15 protein-coding genes are annotated in these 20318 nt (G+C 66.1%); 7 read left to right on the top strand and 8 right to left on the bottom strand.

Annotation, left to right across the window (positions count from 1 at the left end; all coding sequences use genetic code 11):
- Positions 1-211: 211 nt before the first annotated feature.
- The gene (mtgA, locus tag IU514_RS00835) at positions 212-955 is read right to left on the bottom strand and encodes a monofunctional biosynthetic peptidoglycan transglycosylase (protein ID WP_194929173.1); all 744 of its coding nucleotides are present in this window, start codon (positions 953-955) and stop codon (positions 212-214) included.
- Between the two features lie 83 nt (positions 956-1038).
- Between mtgA and hslO the strand changes: the two genes are divergently transcribed.
- The 5 genes from hslO to IU514_RS00810 all read left to right on the top strand — a co-directional run bounded on the left by hslO (position 1039) and on the right by IU514_RS00810 (position 10306).
- Complete coding sequence (gene hslO, locus IU514_RS00830; RefSeq protein WP_194929172.1) at positions 1039-1953, top strand: Hsp33 family molecular chaperone HslO; 915 nt, start codon at positions 1039-1041, stop codon at positions 1951-1953.
- 140 nt (positions 1954-2093) lie between these two features.
- Positions 2094-2927 (top strand): XOO1806 family protein, encoded by an 834-nt coding sequence (locus IU514_RS00825; RefSeq protein ID WP_194929519.1) that lies wholly within the window; start codon positions 2094-2096, stop codon positions 2925-2927.
- Between the two features lie 364 nt (positions 2928-3291).
- The gene (locus IU514_RS00820) at positions 3292-6324 is read left to right on the top strand and encodes a TonB-dependent receptor domain-containing protein (protein ID WP_194929171.1); all 3033 of its coding nucleotides are present in this window, start codon (positions 3292-3294) and stop codon (positions 6322-6324) included.
- A gap of 231 nt (positions 6325-6555) precedes the next feature.
- Positions 6556-9549: a TonB-dependent receptor plug domain-containing protein gene (locus tag IU514_RS00815; protein WP_194929170.1), complete on the top strand. Its 2994-nt coding sequence runs from the start codon at positions 6556-6558 to the stop codon at positions 9547-9549.
- A gap of 100 nt (positions 9550-9649) precedes the next feature.
- Positions 9650-10306, top strand: a complete 657-nt coding sequence (locus tag IU514_RS00810) for a TIGR02466 family protein (RefSeq protein WP_194929169.1) — start codon at positions 9650-9652, stop codon at positions 10304-10306.
- A gap of 9 nt (positions 10307-10315) precedes the next feature.
- Here IU514_RS00810 and IU514_RS00805 read toward each other — a convergent pair whose 3' ends face one another.
- Genes IU514_RS00805 through IU514_RS00775 form a run of 7 tightly spaced genes read right to left on the bottom strand, consistent with a single transcriptional unit; the run spans position 10316 to position 17059 of the window.
- On the bottom strand, positions 10316-11239 hold the full coding sequence (locus IU514_RS00805; RefSeq protein ID WP_194929168.1) for a DUF4097 family beta strand repeat-containing protein: 924 nt from the start codon (positions 11237-11239) through the stop codon (positions 10316-10318).
- A gap of 50 nt (positions 11240-11289) precedes the next feature.
- Positions 11290-11811 carry a hypothetical protein gene (locus IU514_RS00800; protein ID WP_194929167.1) on the bottom strand — a complete coding sequence of 174 codons (522 nt, stop codon included), beginning with the start codon at positions 11809-11811 and terminating at the stop codon, positions 11290-11292.
- Positions 11808-12401: an RNA polymerase sigma factor gene (locus IU514_RS00795; RefSeq protein WP_194929518.1), complete on the bottom strand. Its 594-nt coding sequence runs from the start codon at positions 12399-12401 to the stop codon at positions 11808-11810. The genes IU514_RS00800 and IU514_RS00795 overlap by 4 nt, the downstream gene beginning before the upstream one ends.
- A gap of 32 nt (positions 12402-12433) precedes the next feature.
- Complete coding sequence (locus IU514_RS00790) at positions 12434-14008, bottom strand: tetratricopeptide repeat-containing sulfotransferase family protein (RefSeq protein WP_194929166.1); 1575 nt, start codon at positions 14006-14008, stop codon at positions 12434-12436.
- Positions 14005-14595, bottom strand: coding sequence for a 2OG-Fe(II) oxygenase (locus tag IU514_RS00785; protein WP_194929165.1), 591 nt, complete (start codon positions 14593-14595; stop codon positions 14005-14007). Before IU514_RS00785 ends, IU514_RS00790 begins: the two co-directional genes overlap by 4 nt.
- Positions 14596-14604: 9 nt before the next feature.
- Positions 14605-16410 carry a phosphoenolpyruvate carboxykinase (GTP) gene (locus IU514_RS00780; RefSeq protein ID WP_324187755.1) on the bottom strand — a complete coding sequence of 602 codons (1806 nt, stop codon included), beginning with the start codon at positions 16408-16410 and terminating at the stop codon, positions 14605-14607.
- A 43-nt stretch (positions 16411-16453) separates the two neighbouring features.
- Positions 16454-17059, bottom strand: coding sequence for a TetR/AcrR family transcriptional regulator (locus IU514_RS00775; RefSeq protein ID WP_194929163.1), 606 nt, complete (start codon positions 17057-17059; stop codon positions 16454-16456).
- A 240-nt stretch (positions 17060-17299) separates the two neighbouring features.
- On the opposite strand from IU514_RS00775, the gene IU514_RS00770 reads away from it, so the two are divergent.
- Both IU514_RS00770 and IU514_RS00765 read left to right on the top strand, forming a co-directional pair.
- Complete coding sequence (locus IU514_RS00770; RefSeq protein ID WP_194929162.1) at positions 17300-19768, top strand: acyl-CoA dehydrogenase; 2469 nt, start codon at positions 17300-17302, stop codon at positions 19766-19768.
- Positions 19769-19848: 80 nt separating this feature from the next.
- Positions 19849-20316, top strand: a complete 468-nt coding sequence (locus tag IU514_RS00765) for a hotdog fold domain-containing protein (protein ID WP_194929161.1) — start codon at positions 19849-19851, stop codon at positions 20314-20316.
- Positions 20317-20318: the final 2 nt, after the last annotated feature.

Below are 20318 nucleotides of genomic sequence, written 5' to 3'. Positions count from 1 at the left end.
CCATATTTAATGAAATATCGAATGGCATCGACGGAGGGGTGAAGCGGTGCGGCGTGTGGGCTCATGTTCTCTTCGAGCGCCGAGGCGGCCCTGCGAGCTCGCAGGCTCCTGCTCTACCGGAGCGCGTTGCGCTTGACCTGCGCGAACGCCGGTACACGGACGGTGCCGGCGGTGGCGGACCACCGAGAGGCCAGGAATCGTGAGCCGCCGATCAATCGATCTGCTTGAGGTAGCCGTCGCCGCCGATGTAGCGCATCTGCCGCAGGATCGCGCGGGTGCGGCGCTGCACGTATGGCCCCGGACGCACGACGCTGTAGCGGCGCGGACTGGGAAGCACAGCGGCCATGCGGGCAGCCTCGACCGCCGCCAGGCGCGAAGCGTCCTTGTGGAAGTAGGTGCGCGCTGCTGCCTGCGCGCCATACACGCCGTCGCCGAACTCGGCGATGTTGACGTAGACCTCCATGATGCGGTGCTTCGGCCACATCACTTCGAGCAGCAGCGTGTACCAGGCCTCGATGCCCTTGCGTACCCAGCTGCGGCCGCTCCACAGGAACAGGTTCTTCGCGGTCTGCTGGCTGATCGTGCTGCCGCCGCGGATCTTGCGCCCGCGCGCGTTCGCCTTGCGCGCCTTCTCGATCGCCTTCAGGTCGAAGCCGAAGTGATCGGCGAAGTTCTGGTCCTCAGAGGCGACCAGCGCCACCGGCAGGTTTGGCGAGATCTCGTCGAGGTCGCGCCAGTCGTGGGCGATGCGGAACCCCCAGTCGCCCTCGCCCCATGCCTCGAGCTGGCGTGACACCATGAAGGCGCTGAATGGCGGATCGATGAAACGCAACGCAGCCACCTGCAACACCGAAGCGGCCACGAAGAGGAACGGCAGGGCCAACAACCACCGCCACCAACGAAGACGCTTGCGCGCGGCCCGGACCGGCTGATTCACCGCTTGCACTTCCGACATCCCATCCCCATTTCCGGTAACTCCCCTTCACATCGGCGCGCGCATTATCCGCGATGCAGCGCGCCCGCCGCACGGGTATCACGATGACCGAACCGACCGCCTCCCGCACCGACGATCGCGACCAGCTCACCCGATTCCTGATCGACACCGCCGGTGTGCGCGGCGTTCGCGTACATCTGGAGGATACGTGGCGGCAGATCCGCGAGCGCGCCGAATACCCGCAGGCGGCCGCCGAACTGCTTGGAGAAGCCGCAGCCGCGGCGGCGCTGTTCACCGGCCATGCCAAGGTCGACGGCCGCTTGTCCGTGCAACTGCGCGGCGATGGTGCACTGCGCACGCTGTTCGCCGAATGCACCGCGGCCGGCACGTTGCGCGGCATCGCCCAGTTGGCGGAAGAGGGCTCGGTTTCGCGTGACCTGCGCGACCTTGGTCCGCAGGCGGTGCTCGCCATCACCATCGAGAATCCTCCGACCGCGAATGGTCGCGACCCCATGCGCTACCAGGGGCTCGTAGCGCTGGAGTCGGATTCGCTGGCAGGCGCCTTCGAGGATTACTTCCGGCAGTCCGAGCAGCTGCCGACCCGGCTGCTGCTGGCCGCCGATGACCAGCGGGCCGCCGGCCTGATGCTGCAGAAACTCCCGGGCGACGAGGGTGACGAGGACGGCTGGAACCGGGCCGGAGCCCTGTTCGACACCCTCTCCACCCAGGAACTGCTGGAGTGGGACTCGAGCGACCTGCTGACCCGCCTGTTCCACGAGGATGGTGTGGCGATCCTTGGTCACAAGCCCTTGAGCTTCGCCTGTTCATGCTCCCGGGAGCGGGTCGAGGCCATGCTCGTCTCCCTCGGGGAGGACGAGGCGACGGCGGCGGTGGCCGATGGTGAAGCCAGGGTCCGTTGCGAGTTTTGCGGACAGACGTATCGGTTTGACGAGCAGCAGATCGCCACACTCTTTTCCAAGACCGCGATCGAGCTCGACGCACCCGACCGGGTGCAGTAATGGGGAATACGGCAGTCCGAGATTGTTAAGGAAACATAAATCGCCTATAATTCGGGCCTAAGGACAGGGGAACTCGCCGGCGTCGTGCCGGTCGTAACCGGACCATGCGGAACCATCTGCTACGACTGCCGTTCGTTTTGATGCTCGCCTTCGGCGTGGCAGCAGGCGCGCATGCGCAGTCGTTGAACAAGGCCGGGACCCGCGATACCACCGTCCTGCCGGTCTGGAACAAGGCCAGCGGCAAGGTCGAAGCCTTCCTCGAACTCGAGCCGACCGGAATCCCGACCGCGGGTGCCCGCTGGCGCGGAGGCAACACCACGCTCGACGCGGCTTTCGGCCTGGACACCGGCGATACGCTTGGCGTGATCTGCGACCGCCGGACCGGGCTGGCCAACACGATCGGCAGCCTCGCGAACCACTGCATGCTGGCAGCCCTCGACGACAACGACGATCGCGGCGGCAGCCGCCAGGCGCTGGCCGGCGCAAGCCTAACCCGCCCCGGCGGCAAGGTCGGCCTGCAGGTGGGTACCGGGCGCGACACGCTTCCCACTTGGCTGAGCCCGAGCAACAAGGCCAGCAAGTTCGACCAGAACACCCTGACGCTCTACGGCCAGAAGAACATCGGCCGCGAGGCGACCGTCTCGATCGGCGGAACTCTGGCACGCGCCAGGCTGATCCCGGCCGGCGACCTCCCTGCCGAGGTATCGGATCGCTGGACCAGCAAGACGCTGACCATCGGAGCCAACGTCGGCGACTTCGGTGCCAACATCATCGGCCGCGTCGTGGATACACCCGGCCAGGCAGGCCAGTGGCAGGGTCTGGGCGTCGGCCTGACCTGGCGCACGCCTTGGAGCGGCCAGCTGACAGTTGGCGCCGAGAACGTCGTCACCCGCGGCAAGAATCCGTTCGCCCCGGCCAATGACGACCAGGACGAGGGCACCATGCCCTACGTCCGCTACGAACAAGACCTCTGACGGTCAGCGGCCTCGGCACGGCCGGCGGGTAGTCCCGCCTTTTCTCCTCAAGCACCCTTCGCGGCCGTTGTGCGCCGCATCAAAGACGCACGTCCCTCACCCCACCCCGTACCCGCGACCTGGCGGTCGATTACGCGCGCCTGTGCGGGGCGAGCCGCCAGTTGCCTGCGTTTCGCGATCGATACGCCTCCGTCCGGAAATTGGCTCCGTCGACGCGACCCGCACTAAAGAATTAACGCATCTTTCACTCTATCTAAACTTCTGGTTAAGATCGGGACAGCTTTGCCGAGTCTGCTTCTTTTTTTGATGCTTTCGGCCGGGCCCATGGGGGAAGTGACCCGTTCTTTTTGGAGAGAGAGAAGAAATGACTTTTAAGACCACGCCGCTCCGCGACGCGATCGCGTTTGCGCTCGCAATCGGAACGACTGCCGCCGCTGGCGCCGCCTTCGCTCAGGAAGCCGCGCAAGAAGCGACCAACCTGGACCGCATCGAAGTTACCGGCACGCGCATCCGCCAGGTCGATCTGGAAACCGCTCAGCCGGTTCTGCAGATCACCCGCCAGGACATCGAAAAGCAGGGCTTCCAGTCCGTCGCTGACATCCTGCAGAACATCAGCGCCACCGGTTCGCCGCCGATCAGCCGTGCAGCTCCGCTGTCGGCTGGTGAAGCTTCCGGCGGTACGTTCATCAGCCTGCGCAACCTGGGCGCCGCGCGCACCCTGGTGCTCGTCAACGGCAAGCGCCTGGGCATCACCACGAGCGGCCTGTCCGACGTCTCGACGATCCCGGCCGTCGCCGTGGAGCGCATCGAAGTCCTGAAGGACGGCGCCTCGTCGATCTACGGCTCCGACGCCATCGCCGGCGTGATCAACATCATCACCCGCTCGAACTTCGAAGGTGCGACGGCCAGCGCTTACTACGGTCAGTACGACGAAGGCGACGGCAGCATCACCAAGGGCGACTTCGTCATGGGCTTCACCGGTGATCGCGGTTCGCTGACCGCCGCCGCCGAGTGGTCCGATGAAGACGAGGTGTGGGCCAAGGACCGTCCGTACAGCGCGTTCTCGCGCGGCAGCGAGCACGCGACCGACAACTGGACCCCCGTGGGCCAGTACGGTGGCTTCACCACCACCGCCACCACCGCCGTCCCGGGCCTGCCCGCCGGCACGCGCGTGGTGCTCCGCGAGGGCGGCAACCCGCGCAACATCGCCGACTACATCCGTCAGGATATTGCTACCGGCACCTGCCTTCCGAACTCGGTCGCCGCACCGGGTCCGAACATCTGCACCCCGGGTTCGACCCTGCATAAGTCGAACACCAACGAGCAGATGACGCTGCGTCAGCCGATCCAGCGCGAATCGCTGTATGTCAACGGCATCTATGACATCAACGACTCGATCCGCTTCCACACGGACCTGATGTACAGCCATCGTGAGAGCCGCCGCGACATCGCCGGCTACCCGATGCAGGCCGCGTCGTTCGCCACCCCGATGGCGGCGACCAGCGCATTCAACCCGACCGGTGCGACGATCTCCAACTGGTGGCGCCGTACGTGGGAGCAGCCGCGCGTCACCGATAGCGCCCTGACCACCTACCGTTTCACCGGCGCGTTCGAAGGCAGCTTCGAGTTCGCCGACCGCGTGTTCGACTGGGATGTTTCCTACCTCAAGAACAAGAACGAGTCGGAACAGAACTCGTTCGGCAACCTGAACCTCGCCAACGTCCGCGCCGCCGTGGGCCCGTCGTTCATCGCCGCCAACGGTCAGGCGGTCTGCGGTACGGCGGCTGCGCCGATCGCCGGCTGCACGCCCTGGAATCCGTTCCTGCCGTTCGGCGTGGAAGGCCCGGGCGGCCTGACGAACAACCAGGCCCTGCACAACTACCTGTTCCAGGAAGAGCACTCGAAGGGCGAGACCGAAACCACGGTCATCTCGGCCAACCTGGCCGGCACCATCTTCGCGCTGCCGGCAGGCGACCTCGGCTTCGCGGTCGGCGTCGAGAACCGCAAGGAAGAAGGCGGCTTCACTCCGGACGCGCTGTCGGTGACCGGTGGTTCGACCAACCTTGCCGCCGGCCCGACCCGCGGTGGCTACACGGTCGACGAAATCTACGCCGAGTTGCAGATCCCGATCCTGGCCGACCTGCCGGGCGCGCGTGAGTTGTCGTTCAACATGGCGACGCGCTTCTCCGACTACGACACCTTCGGCGAGACCACCAACAACAAGTTCGGCCTGAAGTGGAAGCCGATCGACTCGCTGCTGTTGCGTGCCACCTACGCCGACGGTTTCCGCGCTCCGACCATCGCCGACCTGTTCGGTGGCGGCTCGCAGACGTTCCCGCAGTTCACCGACCCCTGCGACACCGTGCGTGGCACTGCGGCCACGAACGCCGCGGTGCGCAACAACTGCATCAACGGTGTCGGCGGCAACGGTGGGATGGGTGCGGCGCTCGGCAACACCTATCGCCAGCTCGGCCAGGGCTTCGTCCCGGTCGGCACGCAGCCGGCGCAGACGCCTGTCGCCTTCACGTCGGGCTCCAACCCGACGCTGACGCCGGAAATCTCCAAGTCGCAGACGATCGGCTTCGTCTGGAGCCCGGGCTTCCTGGAAGGCTTCAGCGCGTCGGTGGACTGGTGGAAGATCCGCATCGCCGACACCATCGTCGCCGACACGTCCAGCGCCATCCTCGACGACTGCTACGTGATCGGTATCGCCAGCCGCTGCGTCGCGGCGCTGTTCACGCGTGATCCGGTCAACGGCATCCCGACGGTGACGTTCGGCAACCGCAACGCCGGTTTCCGCAAGGTCGAGGGCTTCGACGTCGACTTCAGCTACCGCCTGAAGACCGAGAGCTGGGGTGCCTTCAACTTCGAGTCGAACAGCACCTACACGTCGGCCGATTACTTTGTCGGCAGCAACGTTCCGCAGGTCGCGCTGTCCTCCGTCGGCCGCGCCGGCGCGGGCAACCCGCACCGCATCCGCTCCAACTTCAATGCGTCGTGGGAGATGGGTTCGTTCGGCGTGAGCTGGATGGCGCGTTACTTCTCGGGCATGAAGGAAGCCTGCACGTACTTCACCCCGACGGGCACGGGCGCACCGAACGTGATGGAACCGCATCTGGAGTGCGACGAGATCGTGTTCGCTCCGAGCGGTGCGCTGCTCGCTGACGGCACCCCGGCCAGCACGTTGTCGCGTCGCCGCAACGCCGGCTCGGTCACGTTCAACGACATCCAGGTCCGCTGGAATGCTCCGTGGAACGCTACGGTCGCCGTCGGTGCCAACAACGTGTTCGACAAGGAACCGCCGGTCATGTACTCGCAGCCGAACTCGAACTTCAGCTTCGACGGTGAGTACGACATCGGTCGCTTCTGGTACATGAAGTACAGCCAGCGCTTCTGATCGACCCGGAGCGCCTGAAACACGGCGTTTCCCGCAACAGACCTACGGCCCCATACGGGGCCGTAGGTTTTTTTGTCTCAGGCCATTACGAGATTCACACCGTCAGTTAACGACACTTTAATTTCTCGCCAGACGTGGCTAGTATCGGGACGGCCTTGCCGACTTAGGTGCATTTTTTTGCGCCAACCGGCGGCCCCCATGGGATTACCCAAGACACACTTGGAGAGAGAGATGACCTTGAAGACCACCCAGCTCCGGGACGCGATCAGCTTCGCGCTCGCCGTGGGCACCACCGCCCTTGCCGGCACGGGCGTTGCCCTGGCCCAGGAAACGGAGAAGGAAGCCACCACCCTCGATCGCATCGAAGTCACGGGTTCGCGCATCAAGCGTGCGGACATCGAGACCTCGCAGCCGATCTTCTCGCTGAGCCGCGATGACATCACGGCGCAGGGCCTGACCTCGGTCGGCGATGTCATCCAGAACATCACCGCCAACGGTTCGACCCTCAACAGCACGTTCAACAACGGCGGTAACGGCGAAACCCGCGTCAGCCTGCGTAACCTCGGCTCGAACCGCACCCTGGTGCTGGTGAACGGCAAGCGTTGGGTCGGCGGCACCGGTCTCGGTGGCGCGGTCGACCTGAACACCATCCCGACCGCCGCGGTCGAGCGCATTGAAGTCCTGAAGGACGGCGCCTCGACGATCTACGGCTCGGACGCCATCGCCGGCGTGGTCAACGTGATCCTGCGCTCGAACTTCGAAGGCGCTGAAGCCAACGCCTACCTCGGTCAGTTCGACAAGGGCGACGGCACGCGTCAGGCCTATGACTTCACCATCGGCAGCAGCAGCGACCGCTTCTCGGCGATGCTGGGCTTCGGTTACGTCAAGGAAGAGCCGGTCATGGCCGGCGACCGTGACATCTCCAAGGAGCCGATCGTCGGCACCGGCAACTCGTTCGGCTCCGGCACCACGCCGGGCGGCCGCTTCGCGCTCTGCCCGGGTGGCTTCAACACCGCCACCAACGTCTGCACCGGCGCCCAGACCAACTTCAACGGCGGTGCGGGCACCTTCACGTATGACAACGGCGGCACCAGCGCCCCGCGTCCGTTCGCGATCCCGGGCGACATCTACAACTTCGCCCCGGACAACTACCTGCTGACCCCGCAGGAGCGCCGCTCGGTCTTCGGTAACGCGACCGTCGACGTGACCGACGACATCCGCTTCAAGACCACCATCACCTACAACGAGCGTGTCTCCGAGCAGCTGCTCGCCGCCATGCCGGTGGTGCTGGGTACGGCCCCGGGTGCGAACCCGATGAGCCAGGCGGTGTTCATCAGCCGCAACAGCGTCTACAACCCGTTCGGCCAGGACATCTCGCGCATCAACCGCCGTTTCGTCGAGACCGGCGGCCGTTCGTTCAACCAGAAGGTCACCACCTTCGCGGTGAACGCCGGCTTTGAAGGCACCCTGACCTTCGGCGAGAAGTACTTCGACTGGGAAGCCGGCTACTTCCGCGGTGAGAACCAGGCGAACAACACCACCTTCGGCCTGATGAACGTCATCGCGCTGAAGCAGGCGCTGGGCCCGTCGTTCCGTGACGCCAACGGCGTTGCGCGCTGCGGCACCCCGACCGCCATCATCGCCGGCTGCGTTCCGCTGAACCTGCTGGGCGGCGTCGGCAGCATCACGCCGGAAATGCTGAACTTCGTGTCGTTCACCGCGCACGACGAGTACCAGTACACCCAGAAGAACTACTACGCCAACGTCAGCGGCGACCTGTTCGATCTGCCGGGTGGCGCGCTGGGCTTCTCGTTCGGCCTGGAACACCGCACCGAAGACGGCTACGACTCGCCGGACGCCCTGATCAACTCGGGCAACACCACCGGTAACGCCCGTACCGCCACCAACGGCGGCTACGACCTGGACGAGGCTTACCTCGAACTGGCCGTGCCGGTGCTGGCCGACGTGCCGTTCGCCAAGCTGCTCGACTTCTCGCTGGCGACCCGCTACTCGGATTACTCGAACTTCGGCGACACGCTGAACAGCAAGTTCGGTTTCCGCTGGAAGCCGATCGACGACCTGATGGTTCGTGGTAACTGGTCGGAAGGCTTCCGCGCTCCGTCCATCTCCGAGCTGTTCACCGGTCAGGCTGACTCGTTCCCGACCCTGAGCGACCCCTGCAACAACGCCAACTTCGGCAATCAGACTCCGGGCGCTCAGGCGCGCTGCGTCGCCGAAGGCGTGCCGGCAGGCGGCTACCAGCAGGACAACCAGCAGATCCGCATCACGGTCGGCGGTAACCCGAACCTGCAGCCGGAAACCTCGACCTCGAAGACCCTGGGCCTGGTTTACAGCCCGAGCTTCGTGGAAGGCCTGGACATCGCGCTTGACTGGTGGAACATCAAGATCGAGGACGCGATCACCACGATCGGTGGCGCCGCGATCATCCAGCAGTGCTTGGACTCCGGCGGCGCCGGCCCGACCTGCGCCCTGTACACCCGCCGTCCGGATGGCAACATCCAGACCCTGCTGAACACCACCACCAACATCGGTGGCACGGAAGTCGAAGGTTACGACCTGACCATCGGCTACCGCCTGCCGGAAACCTCGTGGGGCAAGTTCAGCTTCTCGTGGGATACGACCTACCTGGCCAGCCAGGAAGACGATATCGACGGCGACGGCCAGTTCGGCGAAGACGAGATGGAAGTGCCGGCCATCGGCCAGCCGCTGTTCTTCAACGAGGGTGGCAACCAGGTCGGCGAGTACGACGGTCCGAACCAGAGCAACGCCTGGCGCATCCGCTCCAACCTGGCCACGCGCTGGGAGATGGGCGACTTCGGTGCGACCTGGAACATGCGCTACTACTCGTCGCAGACCGAGAACTGCCAGGCCCTGGAAGACTACGGCTACGGCTTCCTCTGCACCGACACCGACCGCATCATCGCTGTGCCGAACGATGCGAACGGCAACGGCGTGTGGGACGGTACGGCTGGTGGCGACAACTTCACCCAGCGCAATGCAGCAGAGCGTCACATCGGTGCGGTCACGTACCACGATGTGAGCGCCTACTGGAACGCGCCGTGGAACGCGAAGATCACCGTCGGCATCAACAACGTGTTTGACAAGGACCCGCCGGTCTCGGTCACCACGTTCGCCAACTCGTTCGACCCGCAGTACGAGGTCCCGGGCCAGTTCTTCTACATGCGCTACTCGCAGAAGTTCTGATCGGTCGCAACACCGTTGTATCCACTACGGCCCCGCAAGGGGCCGTAGTTTTTTCCGCGGTCTACAATGAGCCGACGGCCAGGTCCTTCCGGAAGACGACATGCCCCTCGAGATATCCCCGATGTTCGCCGTGCCGTTCGGCCAGGAACTGCACCCCAACGCGGCTGAACTCAATGCCGAGCTGAAGGCGCTGCTGCTGTCGCGCGAAGTCCAGGGCGACCGGTACGCAAACCCGAACCCCTCGTTGAAGCAGCAGCAGGGTGTGTTCGAGAGCGACTTCAACCTGTTCGCCTGGCCGGAGGCCTGCGTGCAGCAGCTACGCCAGTTCTGCTGGGCGGCGCTGGGCCGCATGATCCAGGACACCAACGGTTACAGCGCGGAAGAAATCCAGAAGCTGCAGATCTTTTCGCACACCTGGTTCCACGTGACCCGCCACGGTGGCTTCACGATCCTGCACACGCATCCGATGGCATCGTGGTCCGGCGTCTATTGCGTCGATCCGGGCCGCACGCCGGAAGACCGCCCCGAATCGGGCGTGCTGCGGTTCCACAACCCGCACCACTACAGCAATTATTTCCTGGATGCCGGCAATGCGCGCCTGCGCGCGCCCTATCACCACGGCACCTGGAACATCCGTTTCCAGCCCGGCCAGCTCGTGCTGTTCCCGTCCTGGCTGCAGCACGAGGTGATGCCCTTCTACGGCGATGACGAGCGAATCACCATCGCCTTCAATTGCTGGTTCGGAATGAAGGCCTGACGGCCGCCCTCATTCCAGCCCGAGGCGGGCGTTGCCGGAGAACGTCTCGATGCGGATCTCGCCATCGCCGCTGCCATAGCGGTGCTCGAAGCTCGAGCCCGGGCCGTGGCGTGGACGGTCGATCTGCGCACCCGGCGCGCTCAGGTCGCCACTGAAACTCTCGCCGCGTACGGTCGCCGACAGGTCCTTGGGCAGGTTCAAGCGCAGGTCGCCACTGACCGTGTCCAATGCGATCTGGCCGCCCTTGGCGAGGGCGCCGCCGATGCTCATGTCACCGGAAACGGTTGAGCCATTGAGCTTGCGCAGGCGGCTCTCGTGAACCGCTACGTCGACGTTGCCGGACACGCTGTCCAGGTCGATGTCGCCGTCGAGGCGTCCGCGCAGGAAGATGTCGCCGCTGACGCTTTCGATGCTGACCTTGCTGCTGTTGATCGTCAGTTGCAGGTCGCCGCTGACGCTGTCGATGGTGGCCTCTCCCGGCGCCGCCGCGACGGTGACATCGCCGCTGACGCTGTCGATCGACAGGTCGCCCGAGGCAACCCCGGTCACGCCGACGTCCGCGGCCACCGAGTCGATGGAGAGGTCGGCGCGGCGCGGCACCATCAGCTTCAGATCGGTCGGCTCGCTCTTGTCGTTGCGGCCGAACATGTTCAGACCGTTACCGCGATTGGGGTATTTCACGCGCACGGCGAGGTGGTCGCGGTCGCCTTCGATCTCGAGCTTCTCGACCCCGGCGCCGAGACTGCCTTCGATCTTCACTTCCGCACGGTCCCAGGCCTGCACGTCGATGCTGCCCTTGATGTTCTCGATTTCAATGCGTCCGCGAGGGTCCAGCGGGCGCGTCTCGTTGATGGGCGTCGCCGCGAACGCCGGCAGGGCACCCAAGGCCAGCGCGATCGACATCGCCAAAGACAGGGAAGGATGACGGGACATGGTGTTTCTCCGGGACTTCATTGCGGGTGTCGGACAGGTCGGGGGCGGGGTCAGGTCAATACCGCGCGCTGGGTCAGCGCGAGACGGCGGGCATAGGTACGGCGGAGCTGCTCCAGCAGCAGCCTCGAATCCGGGTCGTGTGCCAGGGCGTCGAGGATCAGCGAGGCATTGCGGTCGAGCTCGCGGAAGGCGGGCTGCAGGACCGGGGTGGACTCCGGCGCCGCCTGCTCCATCTCCAGCAATGCCGCCTGGTACTGGCGCGTCATTCCTTCGGCCTCGCGCTGCACCAGAGAGTCGGCGGCCGGTGCCGTGGACTGGTCGGCGGTGCGCAACCAGCCGATCGCGGATACGACCAGCAGGAGGCTGGCCGCCATCGCGACCGGAGCGATCCAGCGCCGCGGCGTCGGCCGCGGGGCGGACTGCGGTGTCGCCTGCAGGCGCTCGGCGATGCCAGGCCACAGGTCGTGTGAGGGCGGTTCGTCGCGGCGCAGGGCGCGCAGCTGCCAGCGCAGCGCGTCGCTGATCTCGTCCTGGCGGCGCTCGTCGTGCGGATTGTGATCGTTCGTGTTCATGCGTGTGCTCCCAACCGTTCGCGCAGCAGGCTGCGCGCGCGGTGCAATTGGGCCTTGGAACTGCCGACCGCCATTCCGAGCTCGTCGGCGATCTCTTCGTGCTTCCAGCCTTCCACGTCGTACAACACCAGCACCGCGCGCGCCCGCGGCGGCAGGCTGGCGACCGCGCGCTCCAGATCCATCGTCAGCGCCGTGGTGTGGCCGGCCGAATCGGTGGTGCCGAGCAGTTCGAAGGCGTCCTCGTCGCCACCCTCGTCCTGGGGGCGGCTGCGGCGGCTGCGCAGCTCCATCAATGCTGTGTTGACCGCGAGCCGGTGCAGCCAGGTCGTGAATGCGGACTCGAACCGGAACGCCGGCAGTGCTTGCCAGGCGCGCACGAAGGCCTCCTGGGTGAGGTCCTCGGCGCGAGCACCCTGCCCGCCCACCAGCCGGGCGATAACGCCGTGCACGCGGCTGGCATGACGGCGATACAGCGCTTCGAAGGCCGTCATCTCGCCGCGCGCGGCGGCACCGACCAGGGCACGCTCGTCATCGGCGTCGCCCCCCGCGGGGATCGGATCGGTCAGGATTTCGGTCACGGCGCTCAGCATATCCATTCAGATGCGCTGGCCCGCGAGGAGGTTTAAGGGTCCGGTGTGCGGAATTCGGCAAGACCGTCGATTAGCGGCTTCAGCCAGGCCTCGTAGGGGCGCCACGCAGCGCCCCGGTTCTTCATGATGCCGCCGCGCATTTGCGGGCTGCTGGCGGTCGCCACGGCGCCGGCGCGGTCCAGCGAGGTGGCAGCGCCGTCCCAGGGCAGGCCGCAATGGTCCAGCACCTGCCGCATCACCGCTTCCGGGTCGGCCACCAGCGCGTCGTAGTGCACGTCCATCACCCGGCCCGGCATGACCCGGTGCCAGTGCTCCATCAGGCGGCGGTACTGGCCGAACCATTCGGCCAATTCGCGCTGGTCGTAGGAGAACGTGTTCACGTCCGAGAACATCGTGCGCAGGTTGGAGAAGCAGGTATCCAGCGGGTCACGCACCATGTGCAGGATGCGCGCCTGCGGCAGCGCCTTGGCGATGAAGCCGAGGTTGAGGAAGTTCGACGGCAGCTTCTCGGTCAGGTACGGCTTGCCCTTCGCACGCCAGGCGCTGGCCTCGAAGAAGCGGCTGCCGACGACCTCGTAGTCGGCGTCGCGCGCCCGCTTCGCCAGTTCCGCATCGACCACGCCCTTGTTGCGGTAGTCCGTGGCATAACGCATCTGCGTCGTGAACGAATAGGTTTCGCCACCGTCGGCCACCAACGGGTGGCCGCCCAGCAGTTGTTCCAGCAGCGTGCTGCCGGAGCGGTGCATGCCGACGATGAAAACCGGCACGAAGGGCCCGTCGACCTGCGTCGCCCCCTGCACGAAGTCGGCATCGCAGAGCTTGACGAGCCGTTCGTACATCCACTTCGCATCGAGGCGGTCGTGCGGCGTCAGGCGACGCTTCACCCGGCACGCGTGGTCCAGCGCCTGCCACGCTTCCTCGTACTCGCCGAGGTCGTGCAGTTCGTTGTGCGCGGCGAACGCGAGATAGGCATCGCTCTCGGTCCCGGGCTGCACGCGTGGAAGCAGGGACTTCATCCGCGCCACATGGTTGCTTTGCGGCGTCTGCTTGCGCAGGCGCGACAGCACCCAGTGCGCCTGCGCGAACGTCGGCGCCAGCGCGATGCAGCGCTCAAGCTCCTTCTCGGACGCGTCCATGTCGCCGAAGAACATCTGCACCACGCCGCGGAAATAGCGGGTAGGCGGATGTTTCGGATCACGCACGATGGCGAGGTCCAGCAACTCCATCGCCTTGTGGTTGTCGCCGATGGTGCTGACCAGCATGGCCAGCTCGGTCAGCCACTCCGCCGAGCGGCACTCGCGCCAGTTGGAGTGCTCGACGCATTCCAGCAGCGCCAGCGGCTCGTTGAACATGCGCAGCGCGCGGGCCAGCATGATGACCGCTTCGTCGCCGCGCGGGCGCGCGGCCAGCGCGCGCATCGCGTACTCGCGCGCATCGCGATAGCGGCCGAGCGACAGCGCCATGCGCGAGGCGCGAAGCAGTGCCAGCACGTGGGCGGGGTCATGTTCGAGCAGGCCGTTGTAGGCTTTCAGTGCGGCGGCCCACTGGCCCTGGCGCGCATAGTCCTCGCCCTGTCGCCAGAGCTTCTGCGGCAATTGCGCGCTCATGCGCCGCCCGCCGCGACCTTTTCGAACTTGATCGCGAAGGTGTACCGGGGTGCGTAGCAGATTCGGTTCGGCGGACGGCCGACGTGCTTGATCGCGCCGTCGAAGATCACCAGCCGGCCCGGGCGCGGACGCACTGCACAGGCCACCTCGTCCTGCGCGTCGAAGAACATCGTCTCGCCACCCCACTCCAGATCCCATTCCTCGCACAGGTACCAGAGTGCGGTCAGGTCGTGTTGCTCGGGCAGACAGTCGGTGTGGGTGAACAGCATGTCGCCGAAGCTGGCGACATTGGTATAGGCGCGGTAAGGCCGGTAGCCGAAACCCGGTCCGGTGAAGCCGAGCACCGCGCGTCGCGTGATGTCGAACACCGGCTGCTGCACCAGGGCTTCGAGCTTGATCTCGGTCGCCCAGTGCTTGTATTCGGCGGTCTCCGGACGCGCGACCTCAGTGCGCGTGAACGCGGCCCGCGAGAGGCCGCGCACGTAATCGCCCACGTTCGGCAGATGCCCGTCGAACACCCGCAGCGGGCGGCCGTCGATCACATATTCACGACTGGCCGCGAGGGCTGCGGGGTTCGCTACCGTCATCGCGCGATCTCAGCCTTCCAGGGACCTGGCGATGCGCTGCTGTTCGTCCTTGAGCGCCTGCGGCATGCGCGGGCCGTACTCCTCCAGGTACTCGCCGATGCTGGCGAACTCGGTCTGCCAGCCGGCGTGGTCGAAGCCGAACAGCTTCGCCTGCGCCTCCTCGCTCAGCGTGATGCCGTCGAGGTTGAGGTCGCCCTGGTTCGGCAGGTGGCCGATCGGCGTCTCGACCGAACCGGCCTCGCCCTTCACGCGCTGGATCATCCACTCGAGCACGCGCAGGTTGTCGCCGAAGCCCGGCCACAGGAACTTGCCGTCGTCGCCCTTGCGGAACCAGTTGACGTGGAAGATCTTCGGCAGCTTGGCGCCGTTCTGGTCGAACGACAGCCAATGGCTGAAGTAGTCGGCGAAGTTGTAGCCGCAGAACGGCTTCATCGCCATCGGGTCGCGGCGCATCACGCCCACCGCGCCAGTCGCGGCGGCAGTGGTTTCCGAACCCATCGCGGCGCCGACCAGCACGCCGTGCTTCCAGTCGCGCGCTTCGAACACCAGCGGGACCAGCGAGGCGCGGCGGCCGCCGAAGACGATCGCGCTGATCGGCACGCCAGCCGGATTCTCGGCCTGCTCGGAGTAGCTCGGGCACTGCCTGGCCGACACGGTGAAGCGCGAGTTCGGATGCGCGGCCGGACCCTTTACGGCGTCGTATGCATTGCCGCGCCAGTCGGTCACCGGCGAATGGCCGTTGTCCAGGCCTTCCCACCACGGCTGGTTGTCGGCGGTGACGCCGACGTTGGTGAAGATGGTGTCGTGCTGGATCGACGCCAGCGCGTTCGGGTTGGACTTGTCGGACGTGCCCGGGGCCACGCCGAAGAAGCCCGCTTCCGGGTTGATCGCGTACAGGCGGCCATCGGCGCCAGGGCGCATCCAGCAGATGTCGTCACCCACCGTCCACACCTTCCAGCCCTGGGCGCGGTAGCCCTCCGGCGGGATCAGCATGGCCAGGTTGGTCTTGCCGCAGGCCGACGGGAACGCGGCGGCGACGTAGTGCGTCTCGCCCTGAGGGTTCTCCAGGCCCAGGATCAGCATGTGCTCGGCCAGCCAGCCTTCGTTGCGGGCCTGGTGCGAGGCGATGCGCAGCGCATGGCACTTCTTGCCCAGCAGCGCGTTGCCGCCGTAGCCGGAGCCGTACGACTTGATCGTCAGCTCTTCCGGGAAATGCATGATGAAGCGGCGCTCGGGGTCGAGCTCGCCGATCGAATGCAGGCCGCGCACGAACTTGCCTTCGCGCTCGATGCGCGCCAGCGCGGGCGCGCCCATGCGGGTCATGATGCGCATGTTGGCGACCACGTACGGGCTGTCGGTGATCTCCACGCCGCAACGCGACAGCGGCGATTCGATCGGGCCCATGCAGTACGGGATCACGTACATCGTGCGGCCCTTCATGCAGCCGGCGAACAGCGCGTCCATCTGCTTGTGGCCGTCGGCGGGCGACATCCAGTGGTTGTTCGGGCCGGCGTCTTCCTGCTCGCGCGTGCAGACGAAGGTCAGGTGCTCGACGCGGGCGACGTCATCCGGATGCGAGCGGTGCAACCAGCTGTTCGGATGGGTCTTTTCGTTGAGCTTGATGAGCGTCCCGTCCGCCTGCATCCGGGCGATCAGGCTGGCGTTCTCGGCATCGCTGCCATCGCACCAGTGGATCGCATCGGGCTGGGTCAGCGCGGCAACTTCGGCCACCCACGCATTCAGCGCGGCCAGCTTGCTGCCTTCGCTTCCCGGCGCGACGGCAGGTTTCGAGACGTCATGGGAAATGGCATTCACGGCAAACATCCTCCAGCCCGGGTCGGCTGTAAACAAAAGAAAATCAGGAAGACGGGATCAAAGTGGCCATCATGTGCTCGACATAGGCCTCGAATTCGTCGTGCTGCATCCGCGCCTGGTGCAGTTGCAGGTTCAATTGCAGGAAGCCGACATAGGCGGCATAGAGCAGGCGGGCGCGGTGCTGGGCGTCTGTGCGGCTCAGGCCGGCCTGACGGAACGACGCGGTCAGGTAGTCCAGGCGGCGCTCCGAGACGCGGCCGATGACCGGCTGCACGGCGGGGTGGTCGAGCGCCTTGAGGAGCTCGGAATAGATGACGTGCGACTTGAACTCGTGGGCGACCAGCGTGAACAGCGCGCGCAGGCGCTCGCGCGGATCGGGAATGGGCTCGAGCTGGCCGAACACGGTCTCCTGCTCGACCTTTTCCCAGCGTTCCAGTGCGGCGACGAGCAACGCGTCGCGCGACGGGAAGTGCCAGTAGAAGCTGCCCTTGGTGACCCCGAGCCGGCGCGCCAGCGGTTCGACCGCGACGGCAGCCACGCCCTGCTCGGCGATCATGTCGAGGGCGGCCTGCGCCCAGTCGTCGGCGCTGAGGCGGCCGGTGCGTTCTTGGCCGTTGCGATTCGGCTTGTTCTGGGCGGTCAGGCTCATAGTGACAATTTTAACCATACGCCCCCGGCGGGAACAGTACGCATCCGGCCAGAACGGGCAAATTGGGAATCAGACTGTTGACCAGGTGTCAGTTGACACGGTCCCGGGAACCTTACCATACTCGCCCGTATGTTGAGTGCTTGATGCAGGCGATTGAGTGGCCAGACTCCATAGGGCCAACGTCCCAGCGGTCATTCACCGGCCCCATTGCCACCGCCGCATCGCTGTTGGAGCGTCGTCATGAGTATCGCGATTCCTTTTATTGCCTTCCTGCTGGTGGGTGCCATCTCCGCCTACCACCGGCTGCGCCTGCCGGTCTGGGCGGCGCTGACCGCCACCGCGCTCGTAGCCTGCTGGCTGCTGGGCGCGAGCGGTGCCGCCACGGTCGTCGCCGCCGTGGTCACCGCGCTGATTGCGGTGCCGCTGCTGCTGCCGCAGTTCCGCCTGCCGTTCATCACCAAGCCGCTGCTGGGCTTCTACACCAAGATCCTGCCGCCGTTGTCGGAAACCGAGCGCGTGGCGCTGGAAGCAGGCACCGTCGGCTTCGAGGGTGAACTGTTCTCCGGCAAGCCGGACTGGAACGTCCTGCTGAGCCAGCCCAGGCCGTCGCTGACCGCCGACGAACAGGCCTTCCTCGACGGCCCGGTCGAGGACCTGTGCAGGATGGTCAACGACTGGGACATCACCCACGTCCGCGCCGACCTGCCGCCGGAAGTCTGGGAGTACATCAAGAAGAACAAGTTCTTCGGCATGATCGTGCCGAAGGAATACGGCGGCCTCGGCTTCACCGCCCTGGCCAACCACAAGGTCATCCAGAAGCTGGCGTCGATCTCGTCGGTGGTCAGCTCCACCGTCGGCGTACCCAACTCGCTCGGTCCGGCCGAACTGCTGATGCACTACGGCACGCAGGAGCAGAAGGACTATTACCTGCCGCGCCTGGCCGACGGCCGCGAAGTGCCCTGCTTCGGCCTGACCGGTCCGTGGGCGGGTTCCGACGCCACCTCCATCCCCGACTTCGGCATCGTCACGATGGGCGACTGGAACGGCGCGCGCGTGGTCGGCGTCAAGCTGACCTTCGACAAACGCTACATCACGCTGGCCCCGGTCGCGACGCTGATCGGCCTCGCCTTCCGTATGTACGACCCGGACGGGCTGCTCGGCGACAAGCGCGACATCGGCATCACCCTGGCATTGCTGCCGCGCGACACCGACGGCGTCGAGATCGGACGCCGCCACTTCCCGCTGAATTCGCCGTTCCAGAACGGTCCCATTCATGGCAAGGAAGTCTTCATCCCGCTGAGCCAGCTGATCGGCGGCGAAGCCTACGCCGGCAAGGGCTGGCAGATGCTGGTCGAGTGCCTGTCGATCGGCCGCTCGATCACGCTGCCCTCCACCGCCAGCGGTGGCGCCAAGATGGCGGCCGTGGTGACCGGCGCCTACGCGCGCATCCGCAAGCAGTTCGGCCTGTCGGTCGGCCGTTTCGAAGGCGTCGAGGAAGCACTCGCCCGCCTGGCCGGCAACGCCTACGCGGCCAGCGCGCTGTCGGAAGCCTCGGCAGCCGCGGTCGCCCGCGGCGAATTGCCGGCCGTGCCGTCGACCATCGCCAAGTACCACTGCACCGAGATGGGCCGCGAGGCTGCGATGGATGCGATGGACATCCACGGCGGCAAGGGCATCATCCTCGGCCCGAAGAACTACCTCGGCCGCGGCTGGCAGGCCTCCCCGATCGCGATCACGGTCGAAGGCGCGAACATCATGACGCGCTCGCTGATGATCTTCGGACAGGGCGCCATCCTGTGCCATCCGTGGGTGCTCAAGGAGATGAAGGCGGCGATGCTGCCGGATCCGGACGAGCGACTGCGCGAGTTCGACCGCAACCTGTTCGGCCACATCGGCTTCGCCATCTCCAATGCCGTGCGCAGCTGGTGGTACGGCCTGACCTCCGCGCGCATCGGCGCCGCGCCTGGCGACACTTACACGCGCCGCTATTACCGCAAGCTCAACCGCTATTCGGCGGCGCTGGCGCTGATGGCCGATACCTCGATGCTGCTGCTCGGCGGCAAGCTGAAGTTCAAGGAATCGCTGTCGGGCCGCCTCGGCGACGTGCTCAGCCACCTCTACATCGCCAGCGCGATGCTCAAGCGCTACGAGGACGAAGGCCGCCCGGTGTCCGACCAGCCGCTGCTGGCCTGGTCGTTCCACAACAGCGTGCACAAGATCGAGATCGCCTTCTCGGCAGCGCTGCGCAACTTCCCGATCCGCCCGATCGGCTGGCTGATGTGGTTGCTGGTATTCCCGTGGGGCCGCCGTGCGCAGGCACCGAGCGACCGCCTGGGCCACAAGACCGCCTCGCTGTTGATGTCGCCGAATGAAGCGCGCGACCGTCTCGCCGCCGGCATCTTCACCACGCCTACCGCCAACAACCCGGCGGGACGCATCAACAGCTACCTGCAGAAAGTGGTGCTGGCCGAGCCGGTGGAGCGCAAGTTCCTCAAGGCGCTGAAGACCAAGGACATCGAGGCGCTCAGCTTCAGCGAGCAACTCGACGAGGGCGTGCGCGAAGGCTGGATCACGGCCGATGAACGCAAGCAGCTGGAAGAACTGCGCGAGATGACGATCGACGCGATCAGCGTCGACGACTTCGACCCCGAGGAGTTGCGTTCGGCCGGCTATCGCGCGGAGCAGCACGACAACCGCGCGGCGGCCTGACGACGGCACGTGAATGACCAGGACGGCGGGCCCAGGCCCGCCGTCTTCGCATCAAGACACCGCGCTACCGGAGATCCCGCATGACCGCGAACGTACTGGCCATGTACCGTCGCATCACCCGCTGGCCCGCCGGCCACTGGCTGTTCTCGCGCGCGGTGTGCCTGAAGGCGCCCTACTTCGCCACGATCGCGCCGCGCTTCGTCTCGCTGGAGCCCGGCCGCTGCGAAGTGCGCATCCGCGACCGCCGGCGCGTGCACAACCACATCGGCACGGTGCACGCGATCGCGCTGTGCAACCTGGCCGAACTGAGCGCCGGCGTGATGACCGACGCGAGCATTCCGGCCAGCATGCGCTGGATTCCCAAGGGCATGACGGTCGAATACCTGAAGAAGGCCACGGGAACACTGCACGGCGTAGCGACGCCAGACATCCCGCTCGTGGAAGCATCCGCCGGCTACGACCTTCCGGTCAGCGTCGCCGTCACCGACACGGCCGGCGATACCGTGTTCCGCGCGCGCATCGCGATGTGGATTTCGCCCAGGAAGTAGCG

Source organism: Lysobacter niastensis (assembly GCF_015453285.1).
Taxonomy (GTDB): domain Bacteria; phylum Pseudomonadota; class Gammaproteobacteria; order Xanthomonadales; family Xanthomonadaceae; genus Lysobacter_J; species Lysobacter_J niastensis.
This window is presented reverse-complemented; position numbering and strand designations above follow the sequence as displayed.

Excerpts from the sequence above, each read along its gene's own strand:
- mtgA (WP_194929173.1), bottom strand. The coding sequence starts at position 955 with ATGTCGGAAGTGCAAGCGGTGAATCAGCCGGTCCGGGCCGCGCGCAAG.
- hslO (WP_194929172.1), top strand. The coding sequence starts at position 1,039 with ATGACCGAACCGACCGCCTCCCGCACCGACGATCGCGACCAGCTCACC.
- IU514_RS00825 (WP_194929519.1), top strand. The coding sequence starts at position 2,094 with ATGCTCGCCTTCGGCGTGGCAGCAGGCGCGCATGCGCAGTCGTTGAAC.
- IU514_RS00820 (WP_194929171.1), top strand. The coding sequence starts at position 3,292 with ATGACTTTTAAGACCACGCCGCTCCGCGACGCGATCGCGTTTGCGCTC.
- IU514_RS00815 (WP_194929170.1), top strand. The coding sequence starts at position 6,556 with ATGACCTTGAAGACCACCCAGCTCCGGGACGCGATCAGCTTCGCGCTC.
- IU514_RS00810 (WP_194929169.1), top strand. The coding sequence starts at position 9,650 with ATGCCCCTCGAGATATCCCCGATGTTCGCCGTGCCGTTCGGCCAGGAA.
- IU514_RS00805 (WP_194929168.1), bottom strand. The coding sequence starts at position 11,239 with ATGTCCCGTCATCCTTCCCTGTCTTTGGCGATGTCGATCGCGCTGGCC.
- IU514_RS00800 (WP_194929167.1), bottom strand. The coding sequence starts at position 11,811 with ATGAACACGAACGATCACAATCCGCACGACGAGCGCCGCCAGGACGAG.
- IU514_RS00795 (WP_194929518.1), bottom strand. The coding sequence starts at position 12,401 with ATGCTGAGCGCCGTGACCGAAATCCTGACCGATCCGATCCCCGCGGGG.
- IU514_RS00790 (WP_194929166.1), bottom strand. The coding sequence starts at position 14,008 with ATGAGCGCGCAATTGCCGCAGAAGCTCTGGCGACAGGGCGAGGACTAT.
- IU514_RS00785 (WP_194929165.1), bottom strand. The coding sequence starts at position 14,595 with ATGACGGTAGCGAACCCCGCAGCCCTCGCGGCCAGTCGTGAATATGTG.
- IU514_RS00775 (WP_194929163.1), bottom strand. The coding sequence starts at position 17,059 with ATGAGCCTGACCGCCCAGAACAAGCCGAATCGCAACGGCCAAGAACGC.
- IU514_RS00770 (WP_194929162.1), top strand. The coding sequence starts at position 17,300 with ATGAGTATCGCGATTCCTTTTATTGCCTTCCTGCTGGTGGGTGCCATC.
- IU514_RS00765 (WP_194929161.1), top strand. The coding sequence starts at position 19,849 with ATGACCGCGAACGTACTGGCCATGTACCGTCGCATCACCCGCTGGCCC.